Raw genomic sequence first — 14,343 nt, 5'->3', positions numbered from 1 at the left:
GGACGGCCGACCACGGGGCCAAGATGGACGGATGCCACGCACACGACGGCCCTCCCGACCGGGGCGCGGACCCCGCGGCGGTCGCCCGGACCCCCGTGACCTGCCGCTCGAGCACGTCCGCGACCGGATGTCGTCGTACATCTACGGCAACATCACGGTGCTCGCCGTCGCGATCGCGGTGAACCCGGAGCAGATCCACCACGGCGCCGCGGTGGCGACCGTCCTGGCGACCGCGGTGCTGACCTACCTGGCGCACGTGCTCGCGCACCTGGTCGCACACGGGCTCGGCGACGACGGCGAGGAGTCCGCTGCGGACCGCGCTGCCCGCCGCGACTCGGTCGCGACGATCGTCCGGAACGCCAACCCGATCGCGACCTCGGGCATGATCCCGGCGGTCCTCTACGCGGCTGCCTGGATCGGGTGGCTGCCGGCGGAGTGGGCACAGGTCGCGGCGACCGTGATCCTGGTCGTGCGCATCGGGCTGGTGGGCGTGTTCATGCAGCGGTTCAGTGGGAAGCAGCCCACGTTCCTCGGGTTGTGGGGCGGCATCGTGCTGGCCGCCGTGGCGTTCGTGATCGGCCTCGTCAAGGTGGTGTTGACGCATTGAGCGACACGCACGCCGACGCCGGACCCCACGCCGAACCCGCCGCCGAGAGCGAGCCGAAGCGCGGCGGTCTGCGATTCCTGCGCGACCTCGTCATCATCGTCGTCGTGGCGCTGTTGGCGTCCTTCCTGGTGAAGGCGTACCTGGTCCGTTCCTTCTACATCCCCTCGGCCTCGATGCAGAACACGCTGCTCGTCGGGGACCGGGTGCTCGTCAATGAGCTCGTGCCCGGGGTCGTCCCACTGCAGCGCGGTGACGTCGTGGTGTTCCAGGACCCGGGCGGCTGGCTCGGCACGGGCCAGGGCGACGACCTCATCAAGCGGGTCATCGGCCTGCCGGGTGACACGGTGTCGTGCTGCGACGCGCGCGGCCGCCTGTCGGTGAACGGGCACGCGGTGGACGAGCCCTACGTCGTGCTCGAACGCGGGTCGGACCGTGTCGCCGGGAAGGACTTCGAGATCACCGTGCCGAAGGGGCGCATCTGGGTGATGGGCGACAACCGCTACGACTCCGCCGACTCGCGTGTGCACGGCACCGTGCCGGTCGACGACGTCGTGGGGCGCGCCTTCGTGACCACCTGGCCCGTCTCGCGGTGGTCGGTGCTGTCCCGGTACGGCGACGAGTGGGACCGGGTCCCGACGCCGTGACCGCGGATGACGAGGGCTTCGGCTACGAAACCGGCGGGGACGACGATCTGTCGATCCACCGGATCGCGACACCGGGCAAGCGGTCGGGGACGATCGGTCCGCGCCCCGACCACGTCGTGTTCTGGCTCGCCGACGGCCGGGCCAGCCTGACCGCCGACGACGGCGAGCACTGGGAGGTCGGCGCCGAGCGGCCGATGATGCTCTCGGCGTCCGTCGCGTACGGGTTCGAGACCGACGCGACCGCCACGACGCTGCTGCACCTGTCGCCGTCGCTGCTCGGCGACACGGGGGAGTCCTCGGTGTTCGGGCAGCCGGACGCGGCCGATCCCGCACTCGAGCCGCTGCGGGCACTGCTGCGCGAGGCCTCCGGGCGCATCCTCGACCCCGGCCTGCCCGCCGACGACCGTGCGGCCCTGAACCGGCGGATCGCGACCGTCGTCCTGTCGACCTTCGCCAGGTCGCGATCGGACGTCGCGGACCGGATGCGGCGGGCGATCGGCTTCGTGCACGACCACGCCGACCGGACGCTGACGGTGGCGGACGTCGCAGCGGCCTGCGACCTGAGCGAGCGCGGCCTGCAGGACCTGTTCCGCCGTCGTCTCGGCGTCACGCCCATGCAGTACCTGCGCGAGGTCCGTCTCGACCGGGTGCACCTGGAGCTGGGGCGGCCGGGTTCCCGCGCGCTGCTCGTCAGTCAGGTCGCGCGGCGGTGGCGGTTCACCCACCTGGGGCGGTTCGCGGCGTACTACCGGGAGCGGTTCGGGGAGCAGCCGCACCAGACCATCGCGCGGAGCGGCACACCCGGAGAACGGTAGTTCTCGCGTTCTTTGCGGATTCCGGCTATCCTGCTCGCGTGGATGCGCGACGGTCCGAACTGGGGCAGTACCTCCGCGCCCGTCGGGCACTCGTCCAGCCCGAGGACGTCGGCCTCACCCGCGAGCCCGGACGACGAGTGGACGGCCTGCGCCGCGAAGAGGTCGCACGGCTCGCGGGCATCAGCCCCGAGTACTACCTGCGGCTCGAACGCGGCCGTGACCACCAGCCGTCCGACCAGGTGCTCGTGGCGCTCGGCCGCGCACTGCGGCTCGACCACGAGGCCGTCGACTACCTGCGCCGCCTCGCACACGCCGAACGCCGCCGCCCCGAGGGGGTCGTGCCGCCGGGGCTCGACGACTCGGTCCGGTCGCTGCTGGCGCAGTGGTCGCACACCCCGGCGTTCGTGATGGACCGCAACCAGGACATCATCCTGTCCAACGCCCTGGCGAGCGCCCTCGGCCCCGGGTACATGGAGCCGGGCGCGAACCTCGTCCTGCAGATGTTCTCCGAGGCGTCCCGGCAGCACGCGGCCGACTGGCACCCCACCGCGCACCGGGTCGTCGCCGCGCTCCGGCTGCACGCCGAACCCGAGGACCCCCGGCTGCAGGAGATCGTCGGCACCCTGACCCTGCAGGACCCGGACTTCGCCCGCATCTGGGCCCGGCACGACGTCGCCGTGCAGCGCACCGGGGTCTCGCGGCACTGGATCGACCCGATCGGCTGGGTCGAGTTCCGCTGGCAGAACCTCGCGATCCCGGGCAGCTCGCACGTGCTCGTGACCTTCTGGGCCGACCCCGGCACCCCCGCAGCCGCGGCCGTCGCGTACCTCGCCGCGCAGGTGCAGCAGGGCACCGCCCGCCGGCAGCCGGTCGCGGGCGAGACCGCGGTGGGGTAGCGAGGCGGTCGCAGCGATCGCTGCGGTCGCCGCGTTCCCGGTCAGGCGGTCGACGCGTCCTCGTCGAGCAGTCCCCGGAGCGTCGTGAGCCGCGCGGCGGACTCCTCGTCCGCCGCCGTCCACACCACGAGCACGTGCTCGGGGTCCTCCAGCCGCCGCAGCTGCTCCCACCGCAGGTCGATCCGGCCCACCAGCGGGTTCTCGAACGTCGACTCCCCGCGTCGAGCCGGCCGCACCGCGCCGCCGGCCCACTCGGTCGCGAACGTCGTGCTCCGCGCCATCAGCTCGCCCAGCAGCTCCTGGAACCGGTCGTCGGCGTCGTGCTCGTCCAGCGAATCCCGGAGCATCGCGGCGGTGCGGTGCGCCTCGGCCTCCCAGCCGTCGACCGAGTCCTCGACCCAGGGGTTCAGGAAGGTGAACCGCGCCAGGTTCGTGCCCACCGTGAGCGATGCGGACAGGGCCCCGGCGAGCCGGTTCGCCGCGACCACGTCCAGGTGCCGGTCGAAGACCACGATCGGTTCGGCGAGCGCGTCCACGAAGTCCTGGGCCGACGTCGTCGTCGTGCCGTCCTCGTGTTCCATGCGATCACGCTAACCGGCCGGGCAGTGGAGCAGGGGGGAGAAGGGGGCCCCGGCGGGGACCCCGTCGCCGTGCCTCCGCTCCGCAGGGGGACCCCGGCACGGTGCGTCCGGCCGTCCGAGGGCACCCCGCGTCGCTCCCGGGGCGTCGACGCGCGCTGTCGTCGGGGGTGACGGGCAACGACAGGGACAGGACGGCGCAGCGCCCGCAGCCCTAGCGTGACGACGCCGGGACCCCCGGTCCCCGCACCACCCCAGACGTTCGTCACGAAGGAGACCCGCAATGGCTGCACCCACCATCGTCCTCGTCCACGGCGCGTTCGCCGACTCCGCCAGCTGGGCGCCCGTCACCCGGGAGCTGCTCGACCGCGGCCACACGGTGCTCGTCCCGCCGGTCTACAACCGCAGCCTCGCCGAGGACGCCGCCTCGATCCGCGCCGTCGCCGAGCACGTCGACGGGCCGGTCGTCCTCGCCGGGCACTCGTACGGCGGCGCCGTGATCACCGTCGCCGGCGAGGCCGAGAACGTCGTCGGACTCGTCTACGTCTCCGGCTACGTGCTCGAGGTCGGCGAGAGCCTCGGGCAGCTGCAGGGCGGGTTCCCCGACTCCGACCTCGCCGCGAACCTGGTGTACACGCCGTACCCGGTCGCCGGCGCCGAGGACGGCACCGACGTCTCCGTCGCGATCGACGCGTTCCCGCAGGTCTTCGCCGCCGGGGTCGACCCGCGCGTCGCCGAGGTCCTCGCGGTCTCGCAGCGCCCGCTGTCCGGCGCCGCCTTCGGTGAACCGGCCTCCGCCGCCGCGTGGAAGACCACGCCCGCGTGGGCGATCGTCTCGTCCGACGACCACACCATCAACCCCGAGGTCGAGCGCTTCGGCTACTCCCGCGCCGGCATCACCGACGTGACCGAGCTCGCCGCCCCGCACCTCGTCATGCAGACCCACCCGAAGGACGTCGCCGACGTCATCGAGCGCGCCGTCGCCGCGACCAGCGCGACCGACGCCGCCGCCTGACGCGACCACCCCTGGAGGCGCGGCGTGCGCCCGACGCGCACCGCGCCTCCAGGATGTCCCCGTTCCACCCCAGGAGGCGACGTGACCACGGAACGCACCACCCCCGCACCCCGCGGCGGCGCCTTGGCGCCGCTCGCGATCCCGGTCTTCCGCGCCCTGTGGATCGCGGTGCTCGTGAGCAACATCGGAAGCTGGATGCAGACCGTCGGCGCGCAGTGGCTGCTCGTCGACGAGCACGCCGCACCCGTCGTCGTCGCCCTCGTGCAGACCGCGTCGAGCCTGCCGGTGCTGCTCGTCGGGATCCCCGCCGGGGTGATCGGCGAGTTCGTCGACCGGCGACGGCTGCTCATCGGCGTGCAGGCGTTCCAGGTGGTCGTCGGCGTCGTGATGACCGTGCTCACCGCGACCGGCGACATGACCTCGGCGCTCCTGCTCACCGTCACGTTCCTGCTCGGTACCGCCTCGGCGCTCCAGCTGCCCGCGTACCAGGCGCTCGTGCCCGAGATCGTGCCGCGCGCCGCGATCACCGACGCCGCGGCGCTCAGCTCCGTCGGCGTCAACGTCGCCCGGGCGATCGGACCGGCGCTCGCCGGGGTGGTGATCGCGCAGCTCGGCGTGCCGTTCGTGTTCGCCGCCAACGCGCTGTCGTTCGCGCTCTTCCTGGTGGTGCTCGTCGCCTGGCGCGGGTACCAGCGCCCCGAGACGCGGGCCGAACCGTTCATCGACGCCACCCGCGCCGGGCTGCGGTACGTCCTGCATGCGGCGGTCGTCCGCCGGCTGCTCGTGCAGCTCGCCGTCTTCATGGTGCCCGCGAACGCGCTGTGGGCGCTCCTGCCACTCGTCGCCGACGGCCCGCTCGGCCTGTCCTCCGGTGGGTACGGACTGCTGCTCGCCGCAGTCGGCACCGGGTCGGTCGGCGGGGCGTTCCTGATGCCGGCGGTCCGTGCGCGGCTCGGCATCGGCCGCACCGTCGGGATCGCCTCGGTGGTGTTCGGCGTCTGCACCGCGGTCGTCGCGCTCGTCCCCGTGCTGCCGGTCGTGCTCGTCGCGCTGCTGGTCGGCGGGGTGGCCTGGATCGCCGTGGTGACGACGCTGAACGGCACCGTTCAGGCGTTCCTGCCCGCCTGGGTCCGGACCCGCGGGCTCGCCGCCTACCAGCTCGTGCTCTTCGGCTGCACCGCCATCGGTGCGGCGCTCGCCGGCGCCGTCGCCACGCCGCTCGGGGTGACGGGGGTGCTCGCCGGAGCCGGGGTCGTCACCGCGCTCAGCGCCGCGCTGCTGCTCGTGTCCGGGTTCCCGGTGCTCACCGACCGGCAGCGCGCCGTGACGCCGATGCCGTTCGGCGACGAGGTGTTCGTGCCGGACGACCACGGCGCGGCGACGGGGGAGACCCTCGTGCTGCTGCACTGGACGGTCCCGGCGGACGCGGTCGACGAGTTCCGGGCGCGCGCCGGACGGCTCGGGCGGAGCCGGCGGCGGACCGGTGCCCGTGACTGGAACCTGTACCGGGACGCGGCGTCCGGGCCGGACGCCTGGGTCGAGGCGTTCCGGGTGGGGTCGTGGCAGGAACACGTCGACCAGCACGAGGTCCGGCAGACCGGGGACGACGCGCGGACCCTGCAGTCGGTGCGCGAGGTCGCGGGCGAGCCGCGGGTCGAGCACCTGGTCGCGGAGGGGGTCGGCGGTCCGTCGGCGGGGTGACGGGAGGGGTCAGCGGCCGGTCGGGGTGGCGGGCGGCCCGTCGGGGCGACGGGCGGCGTCAGCGGTCCGTCGTGGTGGCGGAAGGGGTCAGCAGCCCGTCGTGGTCAGGGTCACCGTCGCGACCGTGCCGTCGGACACCTTGGTCGTCTGCGGGCAGAGGTCGCCGGCGCGGACCGTGACCTGGCCGAGGGGAACACCCGCGAAGTCGGCCGTACCGCCCGGGAACACCCGCTGGTGCTCGGAGAGCTTGCCGGTCGAGGCGAACACCTTGACCTCGTAGGGGTGGTCGGCGGCGTTCGACGACACCGTGACCGACACCTGGCCGGTGGAGTCGTGGGCGCCACAGCCGGCGAGGGCCAGGAGCGCGGCCACGCCGAGGACGGTTGCGGGGACGACTCGGAGCACGACGACCAGGGTACGCCGACGCGCCCGACGATCTGCGCCCTCCGGACTGGGGCCAGGCCCTGTCCGTTCAGCGCGTTACCGTGGGAGCATGCAGCCGGAAACCGCGATGTCCGTGCCCGCGTCGACCGGGGCCGATGCCGTCCGGCGCGCGGCCCTGATCGCGGCGCTCGACGTGGTCGACGGCGGCGTCGAGGAACGGTTCGAACGGATCACCCGGATCGCACGCGAGGCCCTCGGGGTCTCCGGCTCGTTCCTCAACCTGGCCGGCGAGACCACGCTGACGATCAAGTCACAGCAGAGCGACGCTGCCTTCGGCCCGGTCATCCCCTTGCAGGACACGTTCTGCGGACGGACCCTGGGTGAGCAGGGCCCCGTGGTCGTCCCCGATGCCCGCGAGGACGCCCGGTACGCGGACCTGCCGATGGTGCTCGGCGACCCCAACGTCCGGTTCTACGCCGGTGTCGGGCTCCGCGCCGGCGACGACGACCTGAAGATCGGCACCCTCTGCCTGATCGACCCCGAGCCGCGCACCCTCGACGCCGACGAGCTCGAACTGCTGCAGGAACTCGGCATCTGGGCGGAACGCGAGCTCCTGGCCGGAGCCGACGAGGACCGCCTGCGCACCGTGCTCAACGGCCTGCAGCCCGCCGCGGTGCAGGTGCCCGGGTACCGGATCACGGGGATGTCGATCCCGCACGGGCTCGTCTCCGGCGACTTCCACGACTGGCACCGCTCAGGCGAGGACTCGATCCACCTGACCGTGTCGGACGTCATGGGCAAGGGGATGTCCGCCGGGCTCCTCGCCGCGAACATCCGCGGAGGCCTGCTCGCCCGCGGCGACCAGGACCCGGGCACCGCCGTCGCCGAGCTCGAGGCGCAGGTCGCCCCGGAGCTCAGCCGCGCCGAGTCCTTCGCGACGATGTTCCACGGCCGGCTGACCCCGTCCACCGGGCGCCTCGACTTCGCCGACGCCGGCCACGGGCTCGTGCTGCAGCTCCGTGACGACGGCGCCGAGCGGATCCTGCGGTCGTCGGACCTGCCGATCGGGCTGCACCCCGCCGGGATGCCCCGCGCCGCCGGGTCGCTCGTGCTCCGGCCCGGTGACGTGCTCATCGTCGTGACCGACGGTGCGCTCGAGCTCTGGGACTCCACGCTCGCGTCGCTGTCCGAGCTCGGGTCGCTGTACCGGGAGTCCCCGGACGTCGAGACGTTCCTGCAGCGGGTGCGCGCACGCGTCGCCGAGCACGACCCGGGCGACGACCTGACCGTCGTCGTGGTGGCGCGCGAGGCGCATGGGGCGCTCGGGGCCTGACCGGTCGAGAACTGTCGCCGGGTCGTCGGCTCGTCGGCGGTTGAGTGGCCGGTCGTCGCCGGTCGAGTGGTCGTGACGTGTCGTGGGTGGGCCGCGGAGTGGTCGCGAACTGTCGGTTGGCGGGGCCTCGGCCGACGGTTCGTGACCGCTCGACGGAGCTGAGCGGGGTGTCGTGACCGTTCGGGTGGCACCGGGTACCGGCGCGGCGAGTGGTCGCGACGTGTCGTGGGTGGGCCGCCGGGTGGTCGCGAACTGTCGGTTGGCGGGGCCTCAGCCGACGGTTCGTGACCGCCCGATGGAGCTGAGCGGGGTGTCGTGACCGTTCGGGCCACGCCACGCGCCGCGCCACGCCACGCGTCGGACCGAGCGCGGCGTCAGGCGCCGAGGCGCTCGATCAGCTCGGCGTAGCGCGCAGCCGTGCGCTCGACGATCTCGTCCGGGAGCACCGGCGGCGTGCCCTGGCGGTCCCAGTGCGCGCTGAGCCAGTCCCGCACGATCTGCTTGTCGAACGAGTCGGTGCGGTCGGCCGAGCGGGCGTCCCAGTAGCGGCTGGAGTCGCTTGTCAGGACCTCGTCGGCGATGCGGATCCGGCCGGTGGCGTCCTGCCCGAACTCGAACTTGGTGTCCGCGATGACGACGTCCCGCTCGAGGGCGATGGCTGCGGCCTCGGTGTAGACGTGCAGCGAGAGCTCGCGCAGGGTGGCGGCGGTCTCGGCACCGACCAGGTCGACGGTCTGCTCGTACGAGATGTTCTCGTCGTGCTCGCCCTGGGCTGCCTTGTACGCCGGCGTGTAGATCGGTTCCGGCAGGCGGTCACCGTTGGACAGCCCCGCGGGGAGCGCGACGCCGCACACGCTGCCGGTCTCCTGGTACTCGGCCCAGCCGCTGCCGACCAGGTACCCGCGCACGACGCACTCGACGGGGAACATCGTGAGCGGCATGACGTGCATCGACCGTGCCTCGACCTCGGCGGGCACCGGGGTGCCACCGGAGGACGGGCCGATGATGTGGTTCGGGACGTCACTCAGCTGGGTGAACCAGAACCGCGACAGGCGGGTCAGCAGTTCGCCCTTGCCCGGGATCGGCGGCTCGAGCGCGAAGTCGTACGCGCTGACCCGGTCCGAGGCGACGAGCAGCAGTTCGGACGCGCTCGCCAGGTCCGCGGTGCCCTCGGGTACGTAGAGCTCGCGCACCTTGCCGGACGAGACGTGCCGCCAGCCGGCGATCGGGGCGGGGGCGGTCACTTCGCAACCTTCGCGGCGATGTCGGTGCGGAACTGCGCGCCGTCGAGCGTGATGTCGCCGAGCCCGGCGTAGGCGCGCTCGCGGGCCTGGGCGAAGTCCGACCCGGTCGCCACGACGCTGAGCACCCGGCCACCGGTGGCCACGAGCGTGTCGTCGAGGACGCCGGTGGCGGCGTGTGCGACCGATACGCCGTCGCGGGCGTTCGCGTCGTCGATGCCGGTGATCGGTCGACCGGTCTGCGGGTTCTCCGGGTAGCCCTCGCTCGCCAGGACGACGGTCACGGCGACCTCGTCGCGGAACACGGGTGCGGGGACGGCACCGAGCTGCCCGGTGGCGGCGGCCAGCAGGAGTTCGCTGAGCGGCGTGGCCAGGCGGGGGAGCACGACCTGCGTCTCCGGGTCGCCGAAGCGCGCGTTGAACTCGATCACGCGGACGCCCTGCTCGGTGACGATGAGGCCGCAGTACAGGAGCCCGACGAAGGGCGTGCCCTCGTGCTCGAGGCGGCGGACGGTCGGCAGCGCGACGAGCTCGGTGACCTCGTCGACGAAGGCCTGCTCGGACGGCCAGCGCTCGGCGAGCCACGGCAGCGGCGAGTACGCGCCCATGCCGCCCGTGTTCGGTCCGAGGTCGCCGTCGGCCAGGCGCTTGTAGTCCTGCGCGGGGCTGAGCGCGCGAACGTCGTGCCCGTCGCTCAGGAAGAACAACGAGACCTCTTCGCCATCGAGGAACTCCTCGACCACGACGTGTCCGTGCTGGAGCCAGTAGGTGGCGTGGTCGATCGCAGCCTGGCGGTCGTCGGTCACGAGCACGCCCTTGCCGGCGGCGAGCCCGTCGGCCTTGACCACGTACGGGGCGCCGAGCTCGTCGATCGCGGCGACGGCTTCGTCCGCCGTGCCGGCGTAGACCGGACGCCCGGTGGGCACACCGGCCTCGCCCATGATCCGCTTGGCGAACGCCTTGGAGCCCTCGAGCTGCGCGGCGGCCTTGCCCGGCCCGAACACCGGGATGCCGCGGGTGCGCACCGGGTCGGCCACGCCGGCGATGAGCGGGGCCTCGGGGCCCACGACGACGAGTTCGACGTCGTTCTCGATCGCGTACTCGGCGACGAGCGCACCGTTGGTGGGATCGAGGGAGACGGTCTCGACGTCGGCGGCGATGCCGGCGTTGCCGGGCGCTGCCGTGATGACGTGGCCCGCATGCTCAGCGAGGAGGGCCGTGATGATCGCGTGCTCGCGGGCACCGGAACCGAGGACGAGGATTCGCACCCGATCACCCTACCCAGCCCGACTCGCCGCCCGCGATGCGAGGGCTAGCCTGTGGAGATGCCACCCAGGAGGATCGAGGACGCCGACGGGCGCGCGGCACTGGCCGCGGTGCGTCGTGGGGAGACGGCCCGACCGGCCGTCGCGACCGCGGTGCGGTGGACGTTGCAGTGCCTGGCGGACGAGGTGCCGGGCAACAGCGTCGAGGTGCGGGTGCCGCCGTTCGCCGCCGTCCAGGCCGTGCCCGGACCCCGGCACACCCGCGGCACGCCGCCGAACGTGGTCGAGACCGACGCGACCACGTGGCTGGCGCTCGCGTCGGGCGAGCTGACCTGGGCCGAGGCGGTCGCGCAGTCGCGCGTCAGCGCCTCGGGCTCGCGCGCCGACCTGACGGCGTTCCTGCCGGTCCGGCTGCCCGCCCCCGGCGCCTGACCCCCGGGCACCCGACCCGTCGGTGCCAGACCCACCGGCACCAGACCCACCCACGCCGAAGGCGCCTGCGGAGGAGTCCCGCGCGAATTAGGTAGTGCCTACCGATGCGCCCGCATCGACCCGGTTCCTAAGCTTGAAGTCGCCGGGATTCGGACCCGACCCGAACGGGTCCGAACCCGGCGACAGGCACCAAGGTACGCGATGTTCCACACAACGTGTCAATCGTGGCGGCGCGTCGTGCTGCAATCCGCAACGTTCTTGCGTGTGCGACAGCCGGTGCCGAACGCCGAGCAGCTCAGAGCAGCTCGCTGAGCTCCGACCGCGCGTGCAGGTCCCACTTCGCGAAGACACGGGACAGGTGCGCGTCGATCGTCCGCGTCGAGAGCCCGAGGGACTCCGCGATCCGCCGGTTGCTCAGCCCCTGCGCGGCGAGCTCGGCGACCTCGTACTCACGCTTCGTCAGCGGCGGCTTCGAGCGCCCGGCGGCCACCGAGACCCCGTGCGCCGCGAGCACGCCCTGCGCCGCGATCACCCGCGTGCGGTCGTCGGCGCGCACGGCGTCGGCGTACTCGATCACGGCGGCGGCGAGTGGTCCGTCGACGCGGGTGGCGGCCTCGCGCATCCGCTCGAGCGAGCCGGTCGAGTCGCGCCCCTGCGACATGCCGACCGCGTGGTGCAGGGCGTACCCGTACATCACGTGCGTCCACGAGCCGTTCGCCGTGCTGCGTTCGATGATCTCGTCGGCGTGCTGCAGCCCGGCCGGGTTGCCGAGCACGGCCTCGGTCCAGGCGATCGACACGGCGACCTGCTCGCCGGTGATCCGCATCGCCCGCTGCGGGGTGGTCCGGGCCCGTTCGAGCGCACCGGAGGCTGCTTCCGGGCGTCCTGCGTAGGCGTGCGCCAGGGCCAGACGTGCCCAGGGGTAGGCCGCGAACCCGCCGTGGTCGGCGATGTCGTACCGTTCGCACGCCGCCGAGAACGCGGCGACGGCGTCGTCCCAGCGGCGCTGCGCGATCGCCAGGTTGCCCTGGCCGATGAGCTCGAGCGTGAAGTCGTACTTCAGGTAGGGGCTGGACCGCCCGGCCGGCACCTCGATGATCAGGTCGTCCAGGTCGCCGCGCCACATCTGCACCTGGTGCAGGACGGAGGAGTTCTCGCCGACGCTCCAGGGCGCTGCCTCGACGTGCGCCACGGCGGTGGCCAGTGCGCGGTGGCCGAGCGCGGACGCGTCGTCCAGTCGGCCGGCGGTCGCCAGCGCCATCACGGCGCAGGGTGCGACGGCGAGGAACGACATCGGCATCGTCGGGGCGTCCACGATGCCGCTGCGCTCGATCTCGTCCCGGACCTCGGCGAAGTCCCCGCCCCAGCCCTGGTGCGCCATCCGGAGCAGCCGCAGCCGTTCGACGGCCTCGTCGGACACCACCAGGCGCGTGGCGGCATCGGTCAGGGCGACCGCCGCCGCGACGTCGTCGTCGTGGAACTGGCGGATGTTCGCCAGAGTCTCGCACGCTTCGATGACGGCCTCGTCGGTGACATCGCCGGCGTGTCGCTTCGCCACGCCCCAGGCGGCTTCGGCGTCGGCGCGGCCGGCTTCACGGCCGTCCGAGTACGAGTACGCCAGCGAGCGGAGACAGTGCGCCGCGACCTGTTCGGTGGGGGTGAGCGTCGTGCGGAGCGCTGCCGAGGCCAGGGCGATCCCGCTCTCGTGCTCCTGCAGCCGCACGGCGACCTGCGCCGCGTCGAGCAGCTGGTCGACCGACGGCAGGACCCCGCACTCGAGCGACCACAGCGCGGCACGCAGCCGTGCGGCGGGCGGTGCACCCTCGGGCCGGTCGGTGCGGAACGCGTTGGCGCGCGCGAAGAGTGCCGTGCGCCGGGCCACCGGCACCAGGGTCCGGATGACCTCGCCGACGAGCGGGTGTGACGGCCGGACGACCGCGGCGCCGTCCTCGAGCGAATCGATGCGGACCAGGCCGAGCGCGACGACCCGGTCGACGTCCCCGCCGGTGACCAGGCCGAGCAGGCGCGCGAGCGGGATCGGGTCCGCGAGGGCGACGATGTCGACGACGTCGCGCAGGTCCTCCGGCAGCGACCCGAGCTCGGTGCGGTACATGTCGGCGAGGCTGTCCGACGCGGTCACCCGTCCGCGCCAGTACCACCCGGTCGCGGTGTGGTCGAGGGCACCGGAGACCCGCGCCGCGCGGACCACCTCGCGCAGGTACAGCGGGTTGCCGGCGGTGGCGCGGTGGACGCGCTCGGCCGAGGCGTTCTCGAGCGGCGAGCCCAGTGCCTCGGCGACGAGCGCCGCGGTTTCGTGCAGCGCCAGGGGCTGCAGGTCGATGCGCTCGAGCAGGTCGTCCTGCCACAGCGCGCGGAGCGGCTCGGGGAGCGCCGTGAAGTCGCGGCAGGTCAGGACGAGCCGGGCGCCCTGCCGGCGGACCAGCCAGGCGACGTACCGCGCGGAGATCGCGTCGAGGTGGTCGGCGTCGTCGACGCGGAGCAGGACGTCGCGGTCGACGAGGTCCTCGATCGCCCGGAGGCGCTGTTCGGCACCGGTGTCGTCGGACAGCTCCGAGATGGACGCCGGCAGCTCGCCGAAGCGCTCGGCGACGGCGCCGAAGGGCATCGACCGGCTCGCGGCGACCGCCGTGATCGGCACGACGACGGTGCGGCCGGTGCCGTCGCGACCGGCGACGCGGTCGGTGACCCGCGCCGCGGCGGTGCTCTTGCCGATGCCGGGGGCACCGACGAGCGCCACGCTCCACCGGTGCTCGGCGACGACGGCGACGGCGCGGTCCTCCTCGACGCGCTGTGCGACGGGCCAGGCCACGCGGGCGGGGGTGGTCGGTCGGCGTCGGCGGGCGGGTGCGGTTCGTTCACGCATCCGACACACCTCCTCCACTTGGGATACCGACCAGTAGCGACCATCCTCTCCCGGATCGGTCGCCGCGGACAGGCCGCGGGACGTCCCACAGTGGGGGACAATGGACGGGTGAGCAACACCGATCAACCCGACGAGCAGCCGCTCCCCACGCCGGCGCCGGCTCCCAGCGCGGTCGCCAGCCCCGACGAGGTCACCATCCGCCGTGCACCGAAGTTCGGCGTGTTCATCGTCGGCGGTGCCGTGCTCGGATTCCTCGCGACCCTCGTCGTGGTCGCCCTCACCATGAACCTCGGTGGTCAGCGGGACCAGACCAGCTTCGGCAGCCTGGTCGGCTACTTCAGCCTGTGGGGCGTCACGATCGGCGCCTTCATCGGTGCGGTCGTCGCCGTCGTGTTCGACCGGGTCTACGCCCGGCGGTCGGCCCGCCTGACGGCGGAGCGCGTCGAGGTCGAACTGCCGCCCGAGACGGTCGACGGCGAGCTCGACGACCACGGTGACCAGCGGCCGTAGCCGCTCCCGATCAACGGACTGGAGGCCCGGTGCCAGCT

At 73.4% G+C, this 14,343-nt stretch carries 14 protein-coding genes; 9 read left to right on the top strand and 5 right to left on the bottom strand.

Translation table 11 applies throughout. The annotated features are described in order from the left end of the window. Window positions 1-31 precede the first annotated feature (31 nt). From BIU89_RS16370 to BIU89_RS16355, 4 genes are read left to right on the top strand one after another with little or no spacing between them, the layout of a single operon-like run. Window positions 32-607 carry a hypothetical protein gene (locus BIU89_RS16370; RefSeq protein ID WP_139179293.1) on the top strand — a complete coding sequence of 192 codons (576 nt, stop codon included), beginning with the start codon at window positions 32-34 and terminating at the stop codon, window positions 605-607. Next, a complete protein-coding gene (gene lepB / locus BIU89_RS16365) occupies window positions 604-1,251 on the top strand; it encodes a signal peptidase I (RefSeq protein WP_083404439.1) in 648 nt (215 codons plus the stop codon). The genes BIU89_RS16370 and lepB overlap by 4 nt, the downstream gene beginning before the upstream one ends. Continuing rightward, window positions 1,248-2,066, top strand: a complete 819-nt coding sequence (locus BIU89_RS16360; RefSeq protein WP_138802571.1) for a helix-turn-helix transcriptional regulator — start codon at window positions 1,248-1,250, stop codon at window positions 2,064-2,066. The genes lepB and BIU89_RS16360 overlap by 4 nt, the downstream gene beginning before the upstream one ends. A gap of 38 nt (window positions 2,067-2,104) precedes the next feature. Beyond that, window positions 2,105-2,962, top strand: coding sequence for a helix-turn-helix domain-containing protein (locus tag BIU89_RS16355; protein WP_071248360.1), 858 nt, complete (start codon window positions 2,105-2,107; stop codon window positions 2,960-2,962). A gap of 41 nt (window positions 2,963-3,003) precedes the next feature. Here the strand turns inward: BIU89_RS16355 and BIU89_RS16350 are convergent, their stop codons facing one another. After that, the gene (locus BIU89_RS16350) at window positions 3,004-3,543 is read right to left on the bottom strand and encodes an MmyB family transcriptional regulator (protein ID WP_051596623.1); all 540 of its coding nucleotides are present in this window, start codon (window positions 3,541-3,543) and stop codon (window positions 3,004-3,006) included. A 280-nt stretch (window positions 3,544-3,823) separates the two neighbouring features. On the opposite strand from BIU89_RS16350, the gene BIU89_RS16345 reads away from it, so the two are divergent. Continuing rightward, window positions 3,824-4,555, top strand: a complete 732-nt coding sequence (locus tag BIU89_RS16345) for an alpha/beta fold hydrolase (protein WP_071248357.1) — start codon at window positions 3,824-3,826, stop codon at window positions 4,553-4,555. Window positions 4,556-4,636: 81 nt separating this feature from the next. Beyond that, the gene (locus BIU89_RS16340) at window positions 4,637-6,256 is read left to right on the top strand and encodes an MFS transporter (RefSeq protein WP_071248354.1); all 1,620 of its coding nucleotides are present in this window, start codon (window positions 4,637-4,639) and stop codon (window positions 6,254-6,256) included. Window positions 6,257-6,343: 87 nt separating this feature from the next. Here the strand turns inward: BIU89_RS16340 and BIU89_RS16335 are convergent, their stop codons facing one another. Next, a complete protein-coding gene (locus BIU89_RS16335) occupies window positions 6,344-6,661 on the bottom strand; it encodes a hypothetical protein (RefSeq protein ID WP_027465033.1) in 318 nt (105 codons plus the stop codon). An 88-nt stretch (window positions 6,662-6,749) separates the two neighbouring features. On the opposite strand from BIU89_RS16335, the gene BIU89_RS16330 reads away from it, so the two are divergent. Further along, a complete protein-coding gene (locus BIU89_RS16330) occupies window positions 6,750-7,973 on the top strand; it encodes a PP2C family protein-serine/threonine phosphatase (RefSeq protein WP_071248351.1) in 1,224 nt (407 codons plus the stop codon). Between the two features lie 374 nt (window positions 7,974-8,347). Here BIU89_RS16330 and BIU89_RS16325 read toward each other — a convergent pair whose 3' ends face one another. Further along, the gene (locus tag BIU89_RS16325) at window positions 8,348-9,217 is read right to left on the bottom strand and encodes a phosphoribosylaminoimidazolesuccinocarboxamide synthase (protein WP_071248348.1); all 870 of its coding nucleotides are present in this window, start codon (window positions 9,215-9,217) and stop codon (window positions 8,348-8,350) included. Next, window positions 9,214-10,482, bottom strand: coding sequence for a phosphoribosylamine--glycine ligase (purD, locus tag BIU89_RS16320; protein ID WP_071248345.1), 1,269 nt, complete (start codon window positions 10,480-10,482; stop codon window positions 9,214-9,216). Before purD ends, BIU89_RS16325 begins: the two co-directional genes overlap by 4 nt. A 57-nt stretch (window positions 10,483-10,539) precedes the next feature. Here purD and BIU89_RS16315 point away from each other — a divergent pair, with 57 nt between their 5' ends. After that, window positions 10,540-10,911 (top strand): sterol carrier family protein, encoded by a 372-nt coding sequence (locus BIU89_RS16315; RefSeq protein ID WP_071248502.1) that lies wholly within the window; start codon window positions 10,540-10,542, stop codon window positions 10,909-10,911. A 295-nt stretch (window positions 10,912-11,206) separates the two neighbouring features. Here BIU89_RS16315 and BIU89_RS16310 read toward each other — a convergent pair whose 3' ends face one another. Beyond that, complete coding sequence (locus BIU89_RS16310) at window positions 11,207-13,795, bottom strand: helix-turn-helix transcriptional regulator (RefSeq protein WP_139179291.1); 2,589 nt, start codon at window positions 13,793-13,795, stop codon at window positions 11,207-11,209. Window positions 13,796-13,903: 108 nt separating this feature from the next. Here BIU89_RS16310 and BIU89_RS16305 point away from each other — a divergent pair, with 108 nt between their 5' ends. Then, on the top strand, window positions 13,904-14,305 hold the full coding sequence (locus tag BIU89_RS16305; RefSeq protein WP_051596625.1) for a hypothetical protein: 402 nt from the start codon (window positions 13,904-13,906) through the stop codon (window positions 14,303-14,305). Window positions 14,306-14,343 lie beyond the last annotated feature (38 nt).

This window comes from Curtobacterium sp. MCBA15_005, from assembly GCF_001864855.1.
In the GTDB taxonomy this organism is placed as follows: domain Bacteria; phylum Actinomycetota; class Actinomycetes; order Actinomycetales; family Microbacteriaceae; genus Curtobacterium; species Curtobacterium flaccumfaciens.
Note: the sequence above shows the minus strand (reverse complement) of the source record. Positions and strands in the feature narration are given on the sequence as shown.

Bases quoted from the DNA above. Each gene is read 5' to 3' on its own strand.
- BIU89_RS16370 (WP_139179293.1), top strand. From the start codon at position 32: ATGCCACGCACACGACGGCCCTCCCGACCGGGGCGCGGACCCCGCGGC.
- BIU89_RS16350 (WP_051596623.1), bottom strand. From the start codon at position 3,543: ATGGAACACGAGGACGGCACGACGACGACGTCGGCCCAGGACTTCGTG.
- BIU89_RS16345 (WP_071248357.1), top strand. From the start codon at position 3,824: ATGGCTGCACCCACCATCGTCCTCGTCCACGGCGCGTTCGCCGACTCC.
- BIU89_RS16330 (WP_071248351.1), top strand. From the start codon at position 6,750: ATGCAGCCGGAAACCGCGATGTCCGTGCCCGCGTCGACCGGGGCCGAT.
- BIU89_RS16315 (WP_071248502.1), top strand. From the start codon at position 10,540: ATGCCACCCAGGAGGATCGAGGACGCCGACGGGCGCGCGGCACTGGCC.
- BIU89_RS16310 (WP_139179291.1), bottom strand. From the start codon at position 13,795: ATGCGTGAACGAACCGCACCCGCCCGCCGACGCCGACCGACCACCCCC.